20 protein-coding genes and 1 pseudogene are annotated in these 19,017 nt (G+C 39.1%); 11 read left to right on the forward strand and 10 right to left on the reverse strand.

What is annotated here, in order from left to right:
- Positions 1 to 53: 53 nt before the first annotated feature.
- The 7 genes from GQR56_RS17870 to cyaY are packed head-to-tail and all read right to left on the reverse strand — an operon-like array spanning position 54 to position 8,752.
- Positions 54 to 2,741, reverse strand: a complete 2,688-nt coding sequence (locus GQR56_RS17870) for a CHASE domain-containing protein (RefSeq protein ID WP_166114006.1) — start codon at positions 2,739 to 2,741, stop codon at positions 54 to 56.
- A gap of 51 nt (positions 2,742 to 2,792) precedes the next feature.
- A complete protein-coding gene (locus tag GQR56_RS17875) occupies positions 2,793 to 3,902 on the reverse strand; it encodes a heme biosynthesis protein HemY (RefSeq protein WP_166114009.1) in 1,110 nt (369 codons plus the stop codon).
- Entirely contained in the window at positions 3,899 to 5,731 is a 1,833-nt protein-coding gene (locus tag GQR56_RS17880; RefSeq protein WP_166114012.1) for a uroporphyrinogen-III synthase, read from the reverse strand. The genes GQR56_RS17875 and GQR56_RS17880 overlap by 4 nt, the downstream gene beginning before the upstream one ends.
- Positions 5,732 to 6,670: a hydroxymethylbilane synthase gene (hemC, locus tag GQR56_RS17885; RefSeq protein WP_024609942.1), complete on the reverse strand. Its 939-nt coding sequence runs from the start codon at positions 6,668 to 6,670 to the stop codon at positions 5,732 to 5,734.
- A gap of 36 nt (positions 6,671 to 6,706) precedes the next feature.
- Positions 6,707 to 7,753, reverse strand: coding sequence for a DUF2914 domain-containing protein (locus GQR56_RS17890; protein ID WP_024609943.1), 1,047 nt, complete (start codon positions 7,751 to 7,753; stop codon positions 6,707 to 6,709).
- 22 nt (positions 7,754 to 7,775) lie between these two features.
- Complete coding sequence (locus GQR56_RS17895) at positions 7,776 to 8,432, reverse strand: dienelactone hydrolase family protein (protein WP_024609944.1); 657 nt, start codon at positions 8,430 to 8,432, stop codon at positions 7,776 to 7,778.
- Positions 8,429 to 8,752: an iron donor protein CyaY gene (cyaY, locus tag GQR56_RS17900; RefSeq protein WP_024609945.1), complete on the reverse strand. Its 324-nt coding sequence runs from the start codon at positions 8,750 to 8,752 to the stop codon at positions 8,429 to 8,431. The genes GQR56_RS17895 and cyaY overlap by 4 nt, the downstream gene beginning before the upstream one ends.
- A gap of 157 nt (positions 8,753 to 8,909) precedes the next feature.
- Here cyaY and GQR56_RS17905 point away from each other — a divergent pair, with 157 nt between their 5' ends.
- The 8 genes from GQR56_RS17905 to GQR56_RS17940 all read left to right on the forward strand — a co-directional run bounded on the left by GQR56_RS17905 (position 8,910) and on the right by GQR56_RS17940 (position 15,206).
- On the forward strand, positions 8,910 to 9,104 hold the full coding sequence (locus GQR56_RS17905) for a lipoprotein (RefSeq protein WP_166114015.1): 195 nt from the start codon (positions 8,910 to 8,912) through the stop codon (positions 9,102 to 9,104).
- A complete protein-coding gene (gene lysA / locus GQR56_RS17910; protein WP_024609947.1) occupies positions 9,105 to 10,358 on the forward strand; it encodes a diaminopimelate decarboxylase in 1,254 nt (417 codons plus the stop codon).
- 64 nt (positions 10,359 to 10,422) lie between these two features.
- A complete protein-coding gene (gene dapF, locus GQR56_RS17915; protein WP_024609948.1) occupies positions 10,423 to 11,253 on the forward strand; it encodes a diaminopimelate epimerase in 831 nt (276 codons plus the stop codon).
- Positions 11,250 to 11,861: a DUF484 family protein gene (locus tag GQR56_RS17920; RefSeq protein WP_166114018.1), complete on the forward strand. Its 612-nt coding sequence runs from the start codon at positions 11,250 to 11,252 to the stop codon at positions 11,859 to 11,861. The genes dapF and GQR56_RS17920 overlap by 4 nt, the downstream gene beginning before the upstream one ends.
- Entirely contained in the window at positions 11,858 to 12,802 is a 945-nt protein-coding gene (locus GQR56_RS17925; protein WP_024592615.1) for a tyrosine recombinase XerC, read from the forward strand. The genes GQR56_RS17920 and GQR56_RS17925 overlap by 4 nt, the downstream gene beginning before the upstream one ends.
- Before the next feature lie 10 nt (positions 12,803 to 12,812).
- Positions 12,813 to 13,520, forward strand: a complete 708-nt coding sequence (locus tag GQR56_RS17930) for an HAD-IA family hydrolase (protein ID WP_024609950.1) — start codon at positions 12,813 to 12,815, stop codon at positions 13,518 to 13,520.
- Between the two features lie 188 nt (positions 13,521 to 13,708).
- On the forward strand, positions 13,709 to 14,827 hold the full coding sequence (locus GQR56_RS17935; RefSeq protein WP_166114021.1) for a retroviral-like aspartic protease family protein: 1,119 nt from the start codon (positions 13,709 to 13,711) through the stop codon (positions 14,825 to 14,827).
- A gap of 22 nt (positions 14,828 to 14,849) precedes the next feature.
- A complete protein-coding gene (locus GQR56_RS17940; protein ID WP_024609952.1) occupies positions 14,850 to 15,206 on the forward strand; it encodes a HopJ type III effector protein in 357 nt (118 codons plus the stop codon).
- A 10-nt stretch (positions 15,207 to 15,216) separates the two neighbouring features.
- Here the strand turns inward: GQR56_RS17940 and GQR56_RS17945 are convergent, their stop codons facing one another.
- Together GQR56_RS17945 and GQR56_RS17950 are read right to left on the reverse strand one after the other, a co-directional pair.
- Positions 15,217 to 15,624, reverse strand: coding sequence for a GNAT family N-acetyltransferase (locus GQR56_RS17945; protein ID WP_166114024.1), 408 nt, complete (start codon positions 15,622 to 15,624; stop codon positions 15,217 to 15,219).
- Between the two features lie 40 nt (positions 15,625 to 15,664).
- The gene (locus tag GQR56_RS17950; protein WP_166114027.1) at positions 15,665 to 15,970 is read right to left on the reverse strand and encodes a DUF6482 family protein; all 306 of its coding nucleotides are present in this window, start codon (positions 15,968 to 15,970) and stop codon (positions 15,665 to 15,667) included.
- Positions 15,971 to 16,079: 109 nt separating this feature from the next.
- Here GQR56_RS17950 and GQR56_RS17955 point away from each other — a divergent pair, with 109 nt between their 5' ends.
- The 3 genes from GQR56_RS17955 to GQR56_RS17965 all read left to right on the forward strand — a co-directional run bounded on the left by GQR56_RS17955 (position 16,080) and on the right by GQR56_RS17965 (position 18,481).
- A complete protein-coding gene (locus GQR56_RS17955; RefSeq protein ID WP_166114030.1) occupies positions 16,080 to 16,778 on the forward strand; it encodes a pseudouridine synthase in 699 nt (232 codons plus the stop codon).
- A gap of 107 nt (positions 16,779 to 16,885) precedes the next feature.
- On the forward strand, positions 16,886 to 17,260 hold the full coding sequence (locus GQR56_RS17960; protein WP_007580531.1) for a BlaI/MecI/CopY family transcriptional regulator: 375 nt from the start codon (positions 16,886 to 16,888) through the stop codon (positions 17,258 to 17,260).
- 9 nt (positions 17,261 to 17,269) lie between these two features.
- Positions 17,270 to 18,481, forward strand: a complete 1,212-nt coding sequence (locus tag GQR56_RS17965) for a M56 family metallopeptidase (RefSeq protein WP_166114033.1) — start codon at positions 17,270 to 17,272, stop codon at positions 18,479 to 18,481.
- A 73-nt stretch (positions 18,482 to 18,554) separates the two neighbouring features.
- Here the strand turns inward: GQR56_RS17965 and GQR56_RS17970 are convergent.
- Positions 18,555 to 18,898 (reverse strand): annotated as a pseudogene (locus GQR56_RS17970) (MAPEG family protein).
- Positions 18,899 to 19,017 lie beyond the last annotated feature (119 nt).

Below are 19,017 nucleotides of genomic sequence, written 5' to 3' on the forward strand. Positions count from 1 at the left end.
TAGCAAATTTAAGCGGTCATATGTCTGCTTTTTATGCAAAAAAATAATGCAGCTTATTTATGCGATAAATGATGCCATAGTGTTTTAAATAATGTATTTGCATCAATCGGCTTAGTTATATAATTATCCATTCCGCAAGCAGCTGCTTTTTTAACATCATCATCATGCGCATTTGCTGATAAACCAATAATAGGTAAATCAATTAACCCTAGCTCATTACGAATAACTTTAGTGGCTTGTAAGCCATCCATTTTTGGCATCTGAATGTCCATCAAAACAATGTCATAAGTATTTTCAGTCAACTTTTCTATTGCCTCAAAACCATCACTCGCTATATCGGCTGTGCAACCTTTGGTTTTTAATATTGCACTAGCAACATGCTGGTTAAGCGGGTTATCTTCAACTAAGAGTAACCGGTAATCAGCAAACGATAAGGTATCGACATCTATTTCATCATATTGTTGCTGTATTTGCTCTGCTTTAGGCAGTGGGGAACTCAATGGTAGGCTAAATGTGAATGTAGAACCCTTTCCCTCATGGCTTGCTAAATCTATAGCGCCTCCCATAAGCTCAACCAATTTTTTACAAATACTTAAACCTAAACCGGTTCCACCATACTGTCGAGAGGTTGAACTATCAGCTTGTGAAAAAGGTTTAAATAATTTTTTTTGTGCAGCTGCATTAATGCCTATCCCTGTATCATTAACACTAAAATAGGTCATTTTTTGTGATTGCCACACTTTAAGAGTAACGTCTCCCTTGGAAGTAAATTTAACTGCATTATTAAGTAAATTTAAGAGCACTTGCTTTAAGCGGATCGGGTCGCTGTAAATTACCAAATTTGTTGTTTTATCATAATCTAATTGAAGGTTTAATGACTTAACATCAGCTTCAAATTGTATCAAATTAGTCATTTCATCAACTAAGTTACCTACATTGATAGGCTCTTGCATTAAATCGAGTTTGCCTGCTTCCATTTTAGAAAAGTCGAGGACATCATTTAACACTCTTAATAACACACCAAGTGCACCATCAGCTTGCTCTATATATGTTCGCGCCTGTTGCCAGTTATTTTGCTGTAACGCTAAATAATGCAGCCCTTTTATTCCATTAATAGGCGTGCGAACTTCGTGGCTCATGTTTGCTAAAAATTGCCCTTTAATATAACTCGCTTCATCTGCTTTTTGTTTTTCTTTACGTAATGTATGTGTTTGCTTAGCTACCTGTTTACGAATTTGTATATTTGTACCAGTAACTGAAATCAAAAATGTAATCAGTAACCACACAAATAACATACCTACAATTTGTGCAAGCCAATACATTAACCAAGGCGTTCTAACTGGTGGTTCATATAACTCGACCTGCCACATACGCTTGCCAATCAACAATTGATATTGCTTAAACAGCATTTGTGAATTATCGGTATCGGCAATATAAATTGGCTGCTTTTTCTCTAGTGTCGTTGTATCAAAAAAGCTAGCTGAAATTAAGTTGTTGTGATCAAATAACAGTGTTTGCGATAAACGTTTAAGACTAACAATTGCTGCCACAAAACCTTGAAAATCATCTTCGGTAGATGACTCGCCAAAAACAGGATATAAAAAGAGTACACCTTTTTCAGATGTATTCTGGACTAAATTAATTGGCTCACTTAGCGCAAGTTCATTAAGTTCTTTCGCTTTACTAAGTGCAGCACCTCTTACTTTACTAGAAGCTAAATCAAACCCTAAAACATCTTCATTACCCTCCAAAGGGTATACATATTTTACAGGGAAGTAATTGCTACGAGCACCTACAGGTTGCCAACTTCCATCAAGTGACTTTTCTTTTATGTAAAAAGGTTTATCAGGGGCTGTATTTTCACGGACTTCAAAATTTGTGCGTTTATTTGCTGGTACATAAGGTATCCATTCAAATGCTAAAATTTCTTGGCTGTAGTCCAGTTGCTTTGAAGTAAACTGTTTAAACTCTCTAAAATTCACGTCATCACTACTAGCAAAGTATGTAGCTAGCAATCCTAAGTGAGCAGTAATTCCGTCAAGCTTTTGGTTTATGGCATTTTGTACAGCAAGTACTTTAGCTTCTTGCTTTTGGCTATCTTTTTCTTTTTTAACGCTCGCAGCACCATAAAAACTAATACTTATAAGTGTATAAATTAATAACGAGGGCAAAATAACCTGCAAACGATGACGCATTTCAGAGTAATTAAATGCAGCGAGTAATAAAGGAGTAAAAATTAATACACCAATGCTATCGCCTATCCACCATGCTATAAAGTTATCAAAGGCGGCGTGTATCGGTATTACATTATTTAATACTAATAAGCTAGTGCCAACACTAGCAGCAATGGTGCAACATATTGGTCCACCAACAATTAAACTTTGTATACTATGTTTTATAGAAGATAAATCGAGCGGTGCTTTTATTACATTAACTATAATTTGCCTACCAACCCAAGCTTGCAAAGTCGCCGCTAACATTACACCAATTGCTTGCAATAACACATTTAACTGTAAAATATCGGCTGCTTTATCAAGGTGAATTAAATTAGTAAATAAGGCACCAATCATAATTCCAGGAAATACTTTTCGACCCCAAATTAAAAAGCTAGCAAGGGCAATACCAGAGGGTGGCCATGAGGCAACTGCATATCCATCGATAGCAAGAAGGTAATTACTAAAATATCCAGTAAAAAAGTAAGCACAAGCCAAGCTAAAGGTTAATAATAAATATTTTTTCAATGCTTGTGCTCCTGAACTACTAAAAATTCTAAGTAGTTATAGTGTAGTTATTTATTGATATAAAACGAGTGCCTTTTCTGCTTGTGCGCTATTTTTATAACTTAATGCAGCCTGTTGGGTAAATTGTTTTTTATTATCCAAATTCAGTGCCTTATCAAACACTCTAGCCGCAAGGTCATAATTTCCTTGAGCATTAGAAAGACAAGCAAGTGCTAACAATAATGCATTATTGTTTTCATCTTTTTTAAGGCGATCTTGAATGCTGATTTGTAACTTAATAGCGTCGGCACTACTTACACCACTTAATATATAAGCAAGCTGCTCATGTTGTTCATTGTGTTTAACCATTTTAATTAAGTCGCCCTCAATCACAGTTAGCTTACCTGCAGCTGCCATACTCATTAAATAAGCGATATGTGCATAAGCTTGTAGCTTTTTAGGGAGCTGCTTATATTTATTAGTAATTTCTTCAGCCGGCTGCGCTGAAAAATAAGCACTAAAAACGCGAGTCCACTGCTCGCTTGTGAATATTTTTTTGCATAATAATTTTGGTAAAAAATCTTCCAGAGTACTAAAGTGCTGTTGTTGCACTAACACCTCTGTATAAAGCATTAACTCAAGCGGAGTCGCTTTTTTAGATTCAGCACTTACACGCATTTGCGATTCAATTGCACTGCTATCGCCACTTGCTAACCAAAGTTTCGCGACTTTTAATTGATGCTCTGGGCTTATTTCGAATAAATGTTCAAGCGCTTTATCTGTTTGATTACTAGCAAGCGCTGCTTTGGCAAGTAATGCTAAGCGAATATCTTCAAACTTATCTGGAACGCTATTACCTGATAGAGCCTGCTCTACATGCTCGTAATCATCATTAATGGCGCTCCAAAGTGCTTGCTCAACAGCTACTTGTTTACGCTCTTGGCTACGAGCGAAAAAACCATGTTTAGTATTATGATAAATAGAGAGTAAATAACGAACCAATTTATATACAATGAGCAAAACGGCAATAAATAAAATAACAGTACCGATAAACGCAAACATAGTGCCTTCAACGGTGTAGTCATTAAATGAAAAGAGTACATAACCTTTTTCATTGATAACATAAGGAGCCACACCAATAACAAGTACTAATGCGACAATGAGTATTATTAGTCCTATCATTGTACCCACTCCTTAACCTGCTCCGTACTTTTTAGCATTACTTTAGGATTAAAGTTAAGCTGCTCTTTTTCAAGGCTTGCTATCGATTTTAAAACCATCTTTGTACTATTGTCGTCTTGCTTAAAGTACTCACTCACCAAACGTTTCGTTTCACTTAAAGCACTAAAGTAAATACTTGCTTGTTTATTTAAGAGTGCATCTTGTGACTGAGTAATATAAAGCTTAATGCGCTGAGTAATAAGATGACGCTCTTGATCATCAAGATAGGGAGCTATTATTTCTCCCTCTCGCTGATGAACTGTTAAAAACATTCCCAAAAATCTATCCCAGCTATTGCTCATATTTTGCTGCCAATCACTAATATCTTCACTTAATGCACTGTCATCTACTTCTGACACTTCTTCTGGTAAATTAACAGCCTTAAAAGCTAAATCGTCAATACTACTCAAAACACTGCCTAACTGCAGATATATAGCTTCTGTTGCTACTGGCTCTAAACTATCAAGCGTTTGTATGTCTTGCATAATAGCTTGGCGCACTTCAATGGTTCCTGGGTGTTCGCTAAGTAATGCATCTAAGCGTTTTAAAACAGCACTAGTGCCTTGGTAATCTTTTTCAGCCCATAGTTTAAACTCAGCCATACGCTGCAAGCTAGTTACTTCTTGTGGATTTAAAGACGAGCCTTGCTGCTGCGCCTTTTGCAATGCTGCTTTTAGCTCTTGCTGATTTTGAGCAGTGCTTTCATTAAGTGCTGCAGCAACTTTTTTCTCACTATCCAATAGCGCTTGCTGCAAATTAAACTGCGCCGATTTAAGCGTTTGTAGCTCTTTTTGAAGTTGCTTATTTTGGTCGCTTAACTCATTTACCGCTAAATTTTGTACTTTGCCAGCATTCAGTTTTCGATAAAACTCATAGCCAACACCAGATGCAACTATTAACGAAATAAGAAGCGCAAGTACTGCAACTTTGCTTACCTTTTGTTTGTTATTTTCAGTTGTTTTTTTGGCTTCTACATCATTCTTTTTTAAAGGCACTGCGTTAGACGTTGTAGGATTGGTTTTTTCTGCTTTGATCGGCTTTGACTGTTCGCTCATTTTGCTACCTTGCTGGTTAATGCAGGCAAACATAGCTGTATCGCTAGCTCCTGCTGCAATGTGTATATTAGCCAAACTTACTTTTTGCTGCTGTAAATAGGCGGCTATCCGCTCGCTGGCAACATAAAATTGGCACTGTTGTAACCATTGTAGTTCTAGTTCAGCAACATTTTTGAATATTGCATCAACTGCTGCATTACTTGTTAAGACTATACCCTGTACATTCTGGGTTTGCCAGTGGTCTGTCCAGTCAGCAATTAACTCTTCTGTTGGTTCGCGCTTGTACACCACACAACTATTTAAAAAAGCGCCTCGCTCTTTAAGTGTTTTGGCAATATCGGGGCGTCCTGCTTGACCTTTAACCAATACAATATTGCAGCCATCAACCTGCTCAAGCGATTTAAGTGCAAGTAACCCTTCTGAATCATACCGCTTTGGTACTGCTGCGCGCACACCAAATTGCTCATATATAATGTCTGCTGTTTGCTGTCCAACCGCATAAAACTGCGCTTTGGTATTTATATCTGGTTTTAATTGCGAAAGTGCACTGACTGCATCTTGCGATATAAATATTATTTTATCCGCATTTAACAGCGGGCTAAGTTCAGTGCTGGAGGGTGTTAAATGCGTTATTTTTAATACAGGAAACAAAGACGCCTGATAACCCGCTTGCTCTAATTGCTGTGCAAGGGCTGCGCCTTTTCCTTCGGGCCGAGTTATCAGAATATGTGTCATTTATGCGTCTCTATAAACTTCAGCTAATATTTTGTCTGCGCCTTGAGCTAGTAATTTTTTAGCAAGCTCAATACCTAGTTTTTCTGCGTCATTTACATGACCTGTTACTTCGTCACGTAAAATTTCGCTGCCATCAACGGCACCAACTAAACCACGTAAATGCACCTGCTCGCCATCAACTAACGCATAAGCACCAATAGGTACTTGGCAACCACCTTCTAAATGGCGGTTCATCGAACGTTCTGCATTTACGCGAATACGTGTTTGGGTATGCTCAAGTGGTGCAAGTAATGCTTTCGTTACTTCATCATCAATACGACACTCAATACCTACAGCGCCTTGACCATTTGCTGGTAACGACACTTCTGGCTCAATGTAATCAGCAATACGTTCCTGCATTTCTAAACGAATAAGTCCCGCTGCAGCTAATATAATCGCATCGTATTGACCATCATCTAATTTACCTAAACGCGTATTTACATTACCTCGTAAATCACGAATTTTTAAATCAGGGCGAAGCGCACGTATTTGACACTGACGACGTAAGCTAGAGGTACCCACAATAGCGCCCTGTGGTAACTCGCCTAAATTAGCAAAGTTATTTGATACAAATGCATCGCGCGGATCTTCACGCTCACAAATAGTATACAGCTCTAATCCTTCTGGGAACTCTACTGGCACGTCTTTCATTGAATGCACGGCAATATCTGCTCGACCATCTAGCATAGCTTGCTCTAGCTCTTTAACAAATAAACCTTTACCGCCAATTTTAGCCAATGGCGTATCTAAAATAATATCCCCTTGAGTCGACATTGGGAACAACTCAACACGTACATCAGCATGAAAATGCTCAAGTTGTGCTTTTACAAACTCAGCCTGCCAAAGTGCTAAAGCACTTTTACGAGTTGCGATGCGTACTAATTTTGTTTTTTCTGTCATAGGGATATCCAATTAATTACTACTATTTAACTGTATTTAGTCAGCTAAAATTCTAAATTCTTTTTGGGCAATTAAATTGCCTTGCTCATCAACCACATCAACACGCCAATGACCTGTTTGTGAATCCATAATATTTTTTGTTGAATATGTTCTGTAACGTGAAGACGTTACGTTAAGAGCAATTTCAGCCATTGTATTGCCTTCAAAAGACCACACGTGCTTTATTTCTTGCCCTTGTAAATTTTTCAACTCGCTAAAAAACGATAGATCTTCTTCAAACTGACTTAAGCGAATATCTGCTGCAAACACATTAGTTGGCTCTCGTTTACTAACCTTGCGTGTAAGTACTGCTCGGCTTATTTTACCTGTGTCTATTTGTGCGCCAAGTGCTACACTCGCCACTTGCGCCGTTGGCGAAAACCCTTCAGTACCGGTCAACGCGCCATCGTCATTTTCTATCTCTGGCAGCAAGTTAATAGTATCTACTTCATCGACTTCGCTATTATTCAAACTATTTACCGCTGTATTACTTTCATCGGTATTATCTTCAATAATATTTTTATTAATACCGGATTCTACCGCTGCTAATGACTGAGTATTTTCATCTGTAATAAACTCTATATTAGACTCTGCTACTACATTAGTTTGTTCTACTGATACTTCATCATCAATTTGAGAGAAACTCTTTATTTCAGCAGTATCGTTAGAACTACCACTAGTAATACTGTTAAGGTCATCAACAGTATTACTGTTATTTGAATCTTCATTTTGCTGTGCTTGCACAACAAGCATAGGGTCAATACTTGCCTCAGTAATAAGTTGATTTTCAACATTATCACTTAATAATGTATCATCATTTTCTACGCTATTTTTAAAACTTAAAAAGTGTTCCTGCTCATTTGGATGTTCGCCCTGTTCAGCATTAACTGCGCTCGTTAAGCCGTAAATAACAGCAGCGGAGGTCATTAGTACCAACATAGAAATACTCACAATACGACGCCAGTTCCACACGTAACTAACCGTTGGCACGGCATCTTGTGGTTCGCGTTTAACATTTGCTTTAATAACTATTTTTTGACTCATATTAACCTCAGCGGCTCCAAAATTAGCTTAAACGGGCAATTAACCATTGGCGAATAGCTTGTAGTTCTTCTGCACAAACTTGATGAGCCATTGGATACTCTTGCCAGCTTACATCCATGTCATGTGCTGTTAATACTTCAAACGCACTTCTTCCCGCACTGTGCGGCACTACGTTATCTTGACTACCATGAGCCATAAACACATTCAAATCGGTATGCTTTGCTTCATCTGCAAACTTTTGCGGTACACACATATAAGTAGACAGCGCCATAACACCTCCGAGCTTTTGCTCAAAACGTGGTGCTAAATGTAGCGATACAACACCGCCTTGTGAAAACCCAGCTAAAATAATTTTATTTGCAGCAATACCATTAGCAATTTCTTGGTTGATCAATTCTTCTACCTTTGCAGCAGAATCTCTTACACCTTGTTCATCGGCACGTTTATCTAATTCTATAGATTTAATATCGTACCAAGAACGCATTTCCATGCCGCCATTTATGGTGACCGGTTGCACTGGCGCATGCGGAAAAATAAACCGTATACCAAGTTCGCTTGGTAAATTTAGCTGTGGTGCTACTGGTGCAAAACCATCCCCAGAGTCACCTAAGCCATGTAACCAAATAACCGTTGCTTTGTGCTCACTTTGAGCTGGGTATTCTACAAATTCTAAACTCATAGTGTTGATTGCCACTTAACTTCTTGACCCGCTTGACGTGTAGATGCATCGTTCATAAATTCCCAAAACTCTGCGCCAGAACGGTTATCTATCCATTTATCACCACGTAATTCAAAATGATGACCATTAAATTTAGTCGCAACCCACACTTGATGTAAAGGTGCTTGCTTGTTAATCACTATTTTACTTTTATCAGGAAAAATTATTTCTAAAATACCTTGTGCCGATTCATAGTCTAAATCAGCGTCGCAATCATCAACCTGCTCTTCAATAGTGAACATAAGAGCTTCGGCTAATTGGTGATATTCGTGTTCAGTCATTGTTATTTCCTTTGCAGGCGAGCCGCCTAATATTGGGTACGTTTTAGCTTTAAAAGTGTGCAGCTAGTGTAACAGGAATAAAATCATCCGCGAATAGCTGCATTTTTTAGATATTCTGTTACTCTGCGATTATAAAGCCAGCAACCATATTAATCTAATGAAAGCGACACATACCTTACAATTAAAAAGACTATTAATAAGCACTGTACTGTTAAGCGCCTTAGCTGGCTGCGGACAAAGCGGTCCGTTATATTTACCAGAGCAACAAACAGAACAAAACCAACCTCAAAATACAGCTCAGCCAGTCACTACCGCTGAGCAAGCCAAAACACAGCAAAGTCAGGGGCAATAAATGGATTATTTTAACTACAAAAACAACCAATTATTTGCCGAAGATGTAAGTGTGGCAAGCATAGCGCAGCAATACGGCACGCCGTGTTATGTGTACTCGCGTGCTACATTTGAGCGCCATTACTTAGCGTTTGCTAACGCCACTAAAAATCATAAAAGCTTGGTGTGTTACGCCGTTAAAGCAAACTCAAATATAGCCGTGCTTAATATATTAGCGCGCCTAGGATCGGGTTTCGATATTGTATCCAAAGGCGAACTCGCACGTGTAATTAAAGCGGGAGGCGATGCTTCTAAAGTGGTTTTTTCGGGCGTGGCTAAAACGTCTGACGAAATAGCTTACGCATTAAAACTGGGCATTAAATGTTTTAACGTTGAATCAGCCTCTGAGCTTGAGCGTATTTCTGAAGTGGCTTGCGAGCTTAACCTAGAAGCGCCTATTTCTATTCGCGTAAACCCCGACATAGATGCAAAAACACATCCGTATATTTCTACTGGTTTAAAAGAAAATAAATTTGGTATTGATATTCAAACTGCCGTGAGTGTTTATCAACAAGCAGCAGCTTTACCTGGCTTAAAAATAATTGGTGTTGATTGCCACATTGGCTCTCAATTAACTGAAGTAAGACCATTTTTAGAAGCCCTTGATAAACTAATGGCGCTTATTGATGAGCTAAAAACTAACGGTATTGAGCTAACTCACTTAGATATTGGTGGCGGTTTAGGCGTGCCATATAACAACGAGCAACCACCGCACCCAAGTGAATATGCAGCGCAAGTTACCGAGCGCTTAGCTAACTATAAACACCTTGAACTAATTTTTGAACCAGGACGCGCTATTGCAGCTAATGCGGGTATTTTAGTTACTCAAGTTGAATTTATTAAACAAAACCAAGGCAAATTTTTTGCCATTGTAGATGCAGGTATGAACGACATGCTTCGCCCTGCGCTTTATCAAGCGTGGCAAAAAATTATTCCGGTATCCGTTCGCGACGACGAAACACCTACTCACAACTTTGATATTGTGGGTCCTGTGTGCGAAACCGGCGACTTTTTAGGAAAAGATCGTGAACTAGCGCTTAAACAAGGCGATTTACTCGCACAACGAAGTGCTGGTGCATATGGCTTTACCATGAGCTCAAACTACAACTCGCGTCCGCGTGTTGCAGAAATAATGGTAGATGGTCAGCAGCATCACCTTATTCGTGAACGCGAAACTATTGAAAGCCTTTATCAAGGTGAGAAAGTTTTACCATAAACGTTTTTGTCTACTAGCTGCTCTGTGGCATGATTAGCACAGAGCAAAACCGAATTAGAGCGCTATGTTAGTTAATTTTTCCAAAATGCACGGCTTAGGCAACGACTTTGTTGTGATTGATAACATTACACAAAATGTTTTTTTGTCGCGAGATCAAATCAAAAAACTGGCAGATCGCCATTTTGGCATTGGCTTTGACCAATTGCTGATGGTTGAAGCGCCATATTCTCCTGATCTCGACTTTCATTATCGAATATTTAATGCCGATGGTACCGAAGTAGAACAATGCGGTAACGGCGCACGCTGTTTTGCCCGCTTTGTACGTATGAAGGGCCTTACTAACAAGCATAAAATTACGGTGTCGACCAAGTCGGGCAACTTAACGCTCTACATAGAAAAAGACGGTCAAGTAACGGTTAACATGGGTCATCCTAATTTTGAGCCAAGTAAAATCCCTTTAAAAGCGAGCAAGCGCGAGCTTACTTATATTATTAGAACGCAAGAGCACACCGTATTTAGTGGCGCGGTATCTATGGGTAACCCGCATTGCGTGCTAGAGGTTGACGACGTAACCACCGCGCAAGTTGATATATTGGGTCCATTACTTGAAAACCACGAACGCTTTCCGCAAAAAGCCAACATTGGCTTTATGCAAGTTGTATCGCAAGAACACATTAAACTAAGAGTGTGGGAGCGCGGCGTTAACGAAACCCTAGCCTGTGGCACAGGTGCGTGTGCAGCAATGGTTATTGGTCATATGCAAAATAAGTTATCAACAACCGTTCAAGTAGATTTACCAGGCGGTAGCCTACAAGTACGTTGGAGTGGCGAAGGTCACCCGGTACGCATGACTGGCCCCGCAGAGCATGTGTTCGACGGGCAAGTAGCGCTATGAGCGAGCTAAGTAAAGAACAGGTTATTGATTACTTACATCAACATCCTGATTTTTTAGTTCAGCACCCGGAGCTACTCACACAACTTGAGCTACAACAGCAAGCTCAAGGTGCAACGTCGCTGGTACATATTCAGCAACGCCAATTACGCGAGCACAACACGCTTTTAAAAAACCAAATAGACGCTATGAGCAAGCATGCAACGCAAAACGAGCTTGTATATCGTTTGTTTAGCCAGTGCCATCGCCAACTTTGGAATCATGACGATTTTGATACTCTTGCAAATAATCTACGCAATATAATTTGCTCAAGTGAAGATGTTAACGACTGCAAATTAGTAAAATATAATCCCGAGTACGACGAGCTTATTTCACATCGCCTTACCCATTCTGGGCATTATTTAGGGCGTATTAATCAGCAAGAGCGCGAATTATTATTTAGTGAAGATACACAATCTGTCGCTATTTATTTAATTGGCGACACTAAACACCCTATCGCTATTTTGGCGTTTGGTAGCAGTAACGTAAACCATTTTGAGCCCGCTCAAGATAACCTGTTTGTACTCGACTTTATAAACGCATTACACCTGCGGTTGCAAAAACTAGCATGAGTGACGATGCGCCTAATACTACCCAGTTAAGCGACAATTGGCGTACACCCATAACGCTATTTAGCGACTATTTAAAGTTTGAAAAACAATATTCAGCGCACACCGTAAACCAATATGTAAGCCAGCTTGGCTTTGCAGCCCTTTATTTTAGCAAATTATGTGACGACTGGTTTGGCGTGCAAGGCGAGCATATTCGCCGCTACAGCATGGCACTACGCTCAAAACAATTAAGTGGGCGTACTATTAGTTTAAAGCTCAGCTGCATTCGTAGTTTGTATAAGTTTTTAAAAGCAAAAAACATTGCCGAGCAATCGCATTACCATAATCCGGCGGTGGGTATAAAAGGTCCTAAGTTTGCAAAGCCTTTACCTAAAAATCTCGACGTAGATCAAATGGCGCGCTTACTCGAAATACCCGACGACGAGCCTCTCGCAATTAGAGATAAAGCAATGATGGAGCTTATGTATTCATCAGGGCTGCGTATAAGCGAATTAGTTGGCGCTAACATGCAAGATATTAGTGCTGCCAATGGCGAAATTTTAGTGCGTGGTAAAGGCAATAAAGAGCGATTAATTCCGGTGGGTAAAAAAGCGTTAGACGCATTAAAAAAATGGCTCACAATACGTCCTCAGTTTGCAAAGCCCGATGAAATAGCTGTATTTTTAAGTAGCCAAAAAAATCGTATTTCGATTCGCCAAGTGCGCCTGCGTATGCAAGAGTGGGGAATAAAACAAGGCATTAGCTCGCAGGTTCACCCGCATAAGCTGCGCCACTCGTTTGCGTCACATATTTTAGAATCGTCTGGTGATTTACGCGCCGTGCAAGAATTACTAGGGCACAGCAGTTTGTCGGCTACACAAGTGTATACACATTTAGATTTTCAACATTTAGCCAAGGTGTACGACAACACTCACCCTCGCGCAAAAAAACGAACTGATTAGGAAAATAAATATGATCCGATTTAATCGTGCTATTAAGCCATTTTCTGTCATGAGCTTTGATCTAGACGACACGCTATACAGCAATCACCCTATTATAAAAGCAGCCGTTAAAGCCCAACAAAATTATTTAAACGCGCTACCGGGCTATCAAGAGCAAGGCCAAAAGTACTGGCAACTATGTCGCGAACTTGCCGTAATACAAAACCCAGATCTCGCGGATGATGTAACCAAATGGCGCAAACACACCCTACGTTTAGCGCTTTCTAAACTTGGCTTTACCGCAGATGAAGTAGAGCGCCATGCAAATGCCGCCTATAACGCCTTTGCCGATGCGCGCAGCAAAATAGTCGTAAGCAATGACGTACTTAACTTACTAGATAACCTCGCCAAACGCTTTACGCTTGTTGCAATTACTAACGGTAACGTTGAAATTGAACGCTTTAACTTACACGATAAATTTGAACTAGTACTGCAAGCAGGTATGCACGGTAAAGCAAAACCTCACAGCACCCTATTTGATAAAGCAGCCACACATTTAAACGTTGCTAAAAGCGATATTTTACATATTGGCGATAGCCTAGATACCGACGTACAAGGCGCAAATAATGCTGGTTGCCAATCGGTATGGTTAAACGACCAAGGTGCTAATTATGCTTATAAAGGGCTGGCTGATATTGAAATAGCCAATATTCATGCCTTAACGCACTTTATTAAATAATACCAATTGCATTAAATAAGTGTTCTTTTATAGCGCTAAAAAAAATAGCATAATAACAAGGCGAAAATTGTGACATATAGTTGTTCTATATGAATAATTTTTAACGCAGTTAGTGAGTTATTTAATGCGATAAAATGATCATGTTTTAATAAAATTGGTATAACCTAGTTTAAAAATAAGAGGTCACAATGAGCCACTCTACCAAGCTAATCACCTTGCTATTAATCACCTTGCTATTAATTGGCTCGCTTAGCCTTAACGCTTATTTATTATGGCCGCAGCCTGCGTTAACTAAACCACAAAAAACACAAAGTGCTAAACAAAGCATATTGCCAAAACAACAAAATACGTTACTAAATACGGCAAAGCAGCAATTTAAACAACACCAATTTGAAGCCGCACTTAGTAGCTATCAACAACTCAAAAATAGCAATCCAGAAAGTGCAAAAAACCTTTATTCATCGTGGCTAGTTCAGCTTAAAACATGGCTAAATAGCGATTTATTACTCAGCGAATCGCTTCTCAATGCGCTATTAAATTACAGCCCTTATAACGTAGAATTACTTAATTTACAGGTTGAATATTTAGTTAATAGCGAACAAACACAAAACGCCATTATTGCTTTATTTGAGCTGAATTCATTACTACCTGCTCATCAGCAAAACAATACAAATACACGCTTAAATACGCTCACTCAAAACGAATTACACATATTAACTGAGCAACAAAATTGGCGAGCTATTATTGAGCAAACACAAATTTGGCTTGATTATAAAAGCGATAACGCACAGTTTTTATATCCGCTTGCGTACGCCTACTATCAGCAAGGCGATTTAATTAGCGCACAAGCAACGCTTGATCGAATGCCAAGCCAACACAGCCTAAAAAACCAAGTGCAAGCACTGCAAGCTATGATCAATAAAGCGCAATCGCAAGACGACTTCGTTACCCTAACGCCTTATGGCGCGCATTACTTAATAAACACCGAAATAAATAGTAATCTGTCAACCGAACTAATGATTGATACAGGCGCAAGCGTCACCTCACTGCCTAGTAATATTATTAACCAAATTTCGCCACAGCCTTTGTATTTAGGTGATGTAACAGTTAATACAGCTAACGGTCAAATTGTTGTAAAGCGTTATCAAATTGAGTCATTTAAGGTAGGCTCGCAAATTATTTATGGTTTTGAAGTGTTGAGCATTGAAAACACACGCGGACAAGGTTTACTAGGAATGAACTTTTTATCGCGATTTAAATTCAATATAAATCAGCAAACAGATGAGCTAGAGTTGAGCGCTAAATAATTATAAAATATGAGAATAAAACATGACGTTAAATGACTACTTAGCAACCCTTGCAGAAAACCCAAAAAGCATTCAATTTACCGATACTATTGCTGTTATTGAGGCAAATTACACATTTACCGCATGCGACTTTAATAACCATGGATTACTTAGCTCTGCGAGTGAGAACAACGGTTCGTGTAAAATTTTTGCATTTGCTAAATTAAACGATTTAAGTAAAAAAAATACCTTAGATTGTTTTGGTAAATTTTACCGAGACGACGTGCTGCAAAACCCAAAAGGCGATGATCACCTAAATATTCGCACTTTTATGTTAGCACCAGAGGCAACACCATTTTTAGGTATTACCTTTGAAGGCGAGCCACTAAAAGCAAAATAGCCAACAAAAATTAAAGTGGCTTTTCCATAAAATAACGCGTACCTGAGCGTGGGTAATTATTAAGTTGATACTTAACACTATAACCGCGCTTTTCGTAAAAAGGTTTTGCTTGAAAATCAAGTGTATCAAGCTGAGCAGTTGTAGCACCTAGCTCAATAGCAGCTTGTTCAAGTGCCGTTAGCAATTTATCTGCAAGCCCTTTCCCTCGCGCACTATCGCTACACCAAAGCCAACTAATCATCAGCCAATTTCCAAACACACACCCACTAATACCGGCAACAAGCTCGCCTTGCTCATCAGTAAATTTATAGCCTAATGGCACTCTTTGCGCATCAAAATGCTGGGCGTTAAATTCAACCATTTTTGTGCGAAGCGCTGAGTTTAACGCATCGGTATTATCTGCTTTTAATTGATACATGTGCCGCCCTTAAAAGGCAGATACTAGCAAATTAGCTCAATCAATAAAGATTATTTTTACCGTAAGGTACTTCAAGCATATTGCTGCTGGTTTTATATGGCTGACCGCACATTTCGTCGTAAGCGCTTGTTTGGCGCAGTACCATTTCGGCATACGCTATTTTGTCAAAACGCTTTTGAACATGCAGTGGGCTTAGCGCTCTTAAAAACTCACCGCTGTCTTCTGTGACATAGTATTCAACGTTATTAATCATTACCGATACTTGATAAAGCGCCATATCTAACGAGTGAACAATGACTTTTTGTAGCGGCTCATGCTTCTTTAACTGTGAAAATTTAATACCCATCTTGGCTACCTTTTTATATTTAACCTGAGTTCAGGTTATTTAACATTATCGATACGCAGCTTTGCTATAATCACGATCAAATTTTTATTAGCCGCTGGCGCCACACGTTATGAGCACAAAAATCCGACTCGCTAAATATATTGCCCATGCAGGTATTTGTTCTCGTAAACAGGCATCGCGTTTAATTGATGAAGGTGTGGTGACTGTAAATAATCGCCCAGCGAATCATATAGATCACGTTGATGAGCAAGACATTGTAATAGTGAATGAAAAAGAAATTAAAGGTGCTGCCGATTTAGTTTATTTTGCGTACCACAAACCAGTAGGTATTGACTGCAAATTAAATATTGATGACCCAGCCAGCCTTATTCACCATTTGCCCACACTCACCCGCGTTTACCCTATTGGTCGATTAGATAAAGACTCTCGTGGTTTGCTTATTTTGACCAACGATGGGGATTTTTGTAATCAACTAATACATCCTGACTTCCACCAGCCTAAACATTATTTAGTCACCGTAAATAAGCCTTTAGACGATGCTTTTTGTAAAAAAATGGCAGCAGGCGTACCCGTTGATAAACACATAACTCTGCCTTGTGAGGTAAATAAAATAGCCAGCAATCAGTTTAGTATTGTTTTAAAACAAGGGCTAAACAGGCAAATACGTAAAATGGCGCATTACTGCGGATACAAAGTTATTGATTTATATAGAGTGCAATTTAGTGACCTTGTACTTGAGGATTTAAATCTTTGTGAAGGGCAGTATATACAAATAAACAAAAACGATATTTTAAAATCCCGCACCTAACCCCTACCTATTAGCTTAAAGAACATGCTAGAAAGTTAAAAAATAAACTTGCAATTAAGGATTACAGGTGTAGTCTTTAATTAAAGATTACATTTGTAGGCAATAGCATGATTGAGTTATCAAAAGCAGAGTTTGACGTGCTCGACGCACTTTGGATTAACTACCCGGCCACCGCGAGTCAAATAATTGAGCGCTTAAGCGACGATAAGCAATGGCACGAAAAAACCATTAAAACCCTACTAGGTCGACTAGTAAAAAAAGGCGCACTTACATTTGAAAAAGAAGGTCGCCAATATATTTATATGCCCTGTATGGAGCGCGCCGACTACACCTTAAAAGAAAGCCAAAACTTTATTGAGCGCTTTTTTAGTGGACGTATTGCGCCACTTGTAAGTGGTTTTGCTAAATCGGAGCAGCTTTCTCAGCAAGACATAAACGAGCTTAAAAAAGTTATAGATGACTGGGAAAAAAACCAAAAGTAAGGGATTAACATGGTTATTCAAACTGGTTTTAATTGGTTGATTGAGCAGCAATTACTATTAAGTATTCTGTTTTGTGGATTTATTTTACTCGAGCGATTTGGTTTAAAAGCCCTTGGCTCGCGATTTGTATATAAATTAGCATGGCTATTACCTGCGGCATTGGTGATTGCTAATTTACCAAATGCGGTTAAACCACTGCAAAATAGTAATATTAGCCATTACTTAATCACCCCTAATCAGCCCTTTACACATGAGATGGGTATTAGCTGGGCGCTCATGTATGTACTCATTACCGCAGGGTTATTAATAGCTAGTTTTATTACGCATACCCGTTTTGTTAAAAGCCTGCAGTTAACTGAGTTAACCCAATTTGAAGGCACTCTTGCCACTAGTGTTAAAACCTACACCAGTCAACATGTAGCAACGCCAATGGTGGTCGGTATTTTAAACAGCAAGCTGGTGTTACCAAGTAACTACAATACCCAGTTTGATAAAGCCACATTAGCGCTTATTTTAGAGCACGAAAACGTACACATTAAACGTAAAGACAACCTAACAAACGCACTTATATTACTACCTACTATTTTACTTTGGTTTAACCCACTAGCTTGGGTTTGTTACGCAAGCATGCGCCGACTACAAGAGCTCACTTGTGATGAACGGGTACTTAGCAATAAAACCACACAACAACATATTTTATATAGCAAAGCCTTAATAAACTGCGCGGCAAATGCGCCCACAGGACTTATGGCTTATTCACACTACGGAGATAAAAAAACCATGTTACAACGACTAATTAATATAAAACACAGCGGGGAGCGTTCAAAGCTTGCTAAAGGTGGCTTATTACTTGTAGCCGCAAGTATGCTAAGCGGATTAGCAATTGCAAAGCAACCTGAAGTAAATAAAACGCAAGAGGAACATATTTCACCAACAATACGCATTGAACCGGCTTATCCAATACAAGCAGCTCAACAAGGGATCAGCGGCTCTGTTGTATTAAAATACGATATTGCAGCAAACGGTAAAACAAAAAACATTAGTGTTATTCAATCAAAACCTAAAGATATTTTTGATAAATCAGCGAAAGAGGCGCTAGCAAAATGGAAATATAAAGCATCTGATTCAGGTTTTGAAGATGTACTTGTACAACTAGATTTTGCGATTAATAGTGAAGTGGCGCCTACCGATTTAATTGAGCGAATTAAAGTATCGCATTAACGCCACGAGTTGTTCAAGACTACAAAGCAAGCGCCCTTTTAGGCTGCTTGCTTTGTGGTTTTAAAGTATAAACCTACAAACTCACCACAATCATGGCAATGGCTGTACCCAAACCAATAAACCACACTAATGAGCGAATTATATCTAGGTTCATATAGTAAAATACGCAATACAAAATACGCGACACAATATGCGTAACCGCTAGCGTTTCGGTCACTGCACCTACAGAGTTAGTGCCGAGTACAACTGCAATAGCGACAGCAAAAACAGCGAGCGATTCAAAACAGTTTTGATGAGCAGCGAGCGCCCGTGCACCAAAGCCGGTTAATTTTTTTGTTGCGCCCTTGGATGTTTATTGTCGTATCGACCTAATTTTGCCATTGCTATAACAACCGGCACTTTTGCAAAGTAAGGCATTAATATCGCAAGTAATGCACATACAACTAGGGCGTGTTGATCTTTGCGGTATAAAAAACAAACAGCATGAGGATAAGGTATAATTGAATTCGCTAAAAAACGTTACACCGAACCCTCAT

It is taken from the genome of Pseudoalteromonas sp. Z9A5 (assembly GCF_011378875.1).
GTDB lineage: Bacteria > Pseudomonadota > Gammaproteobacteria > Enterobacterales > Alteromonadaceae > Pseudoalteromonas.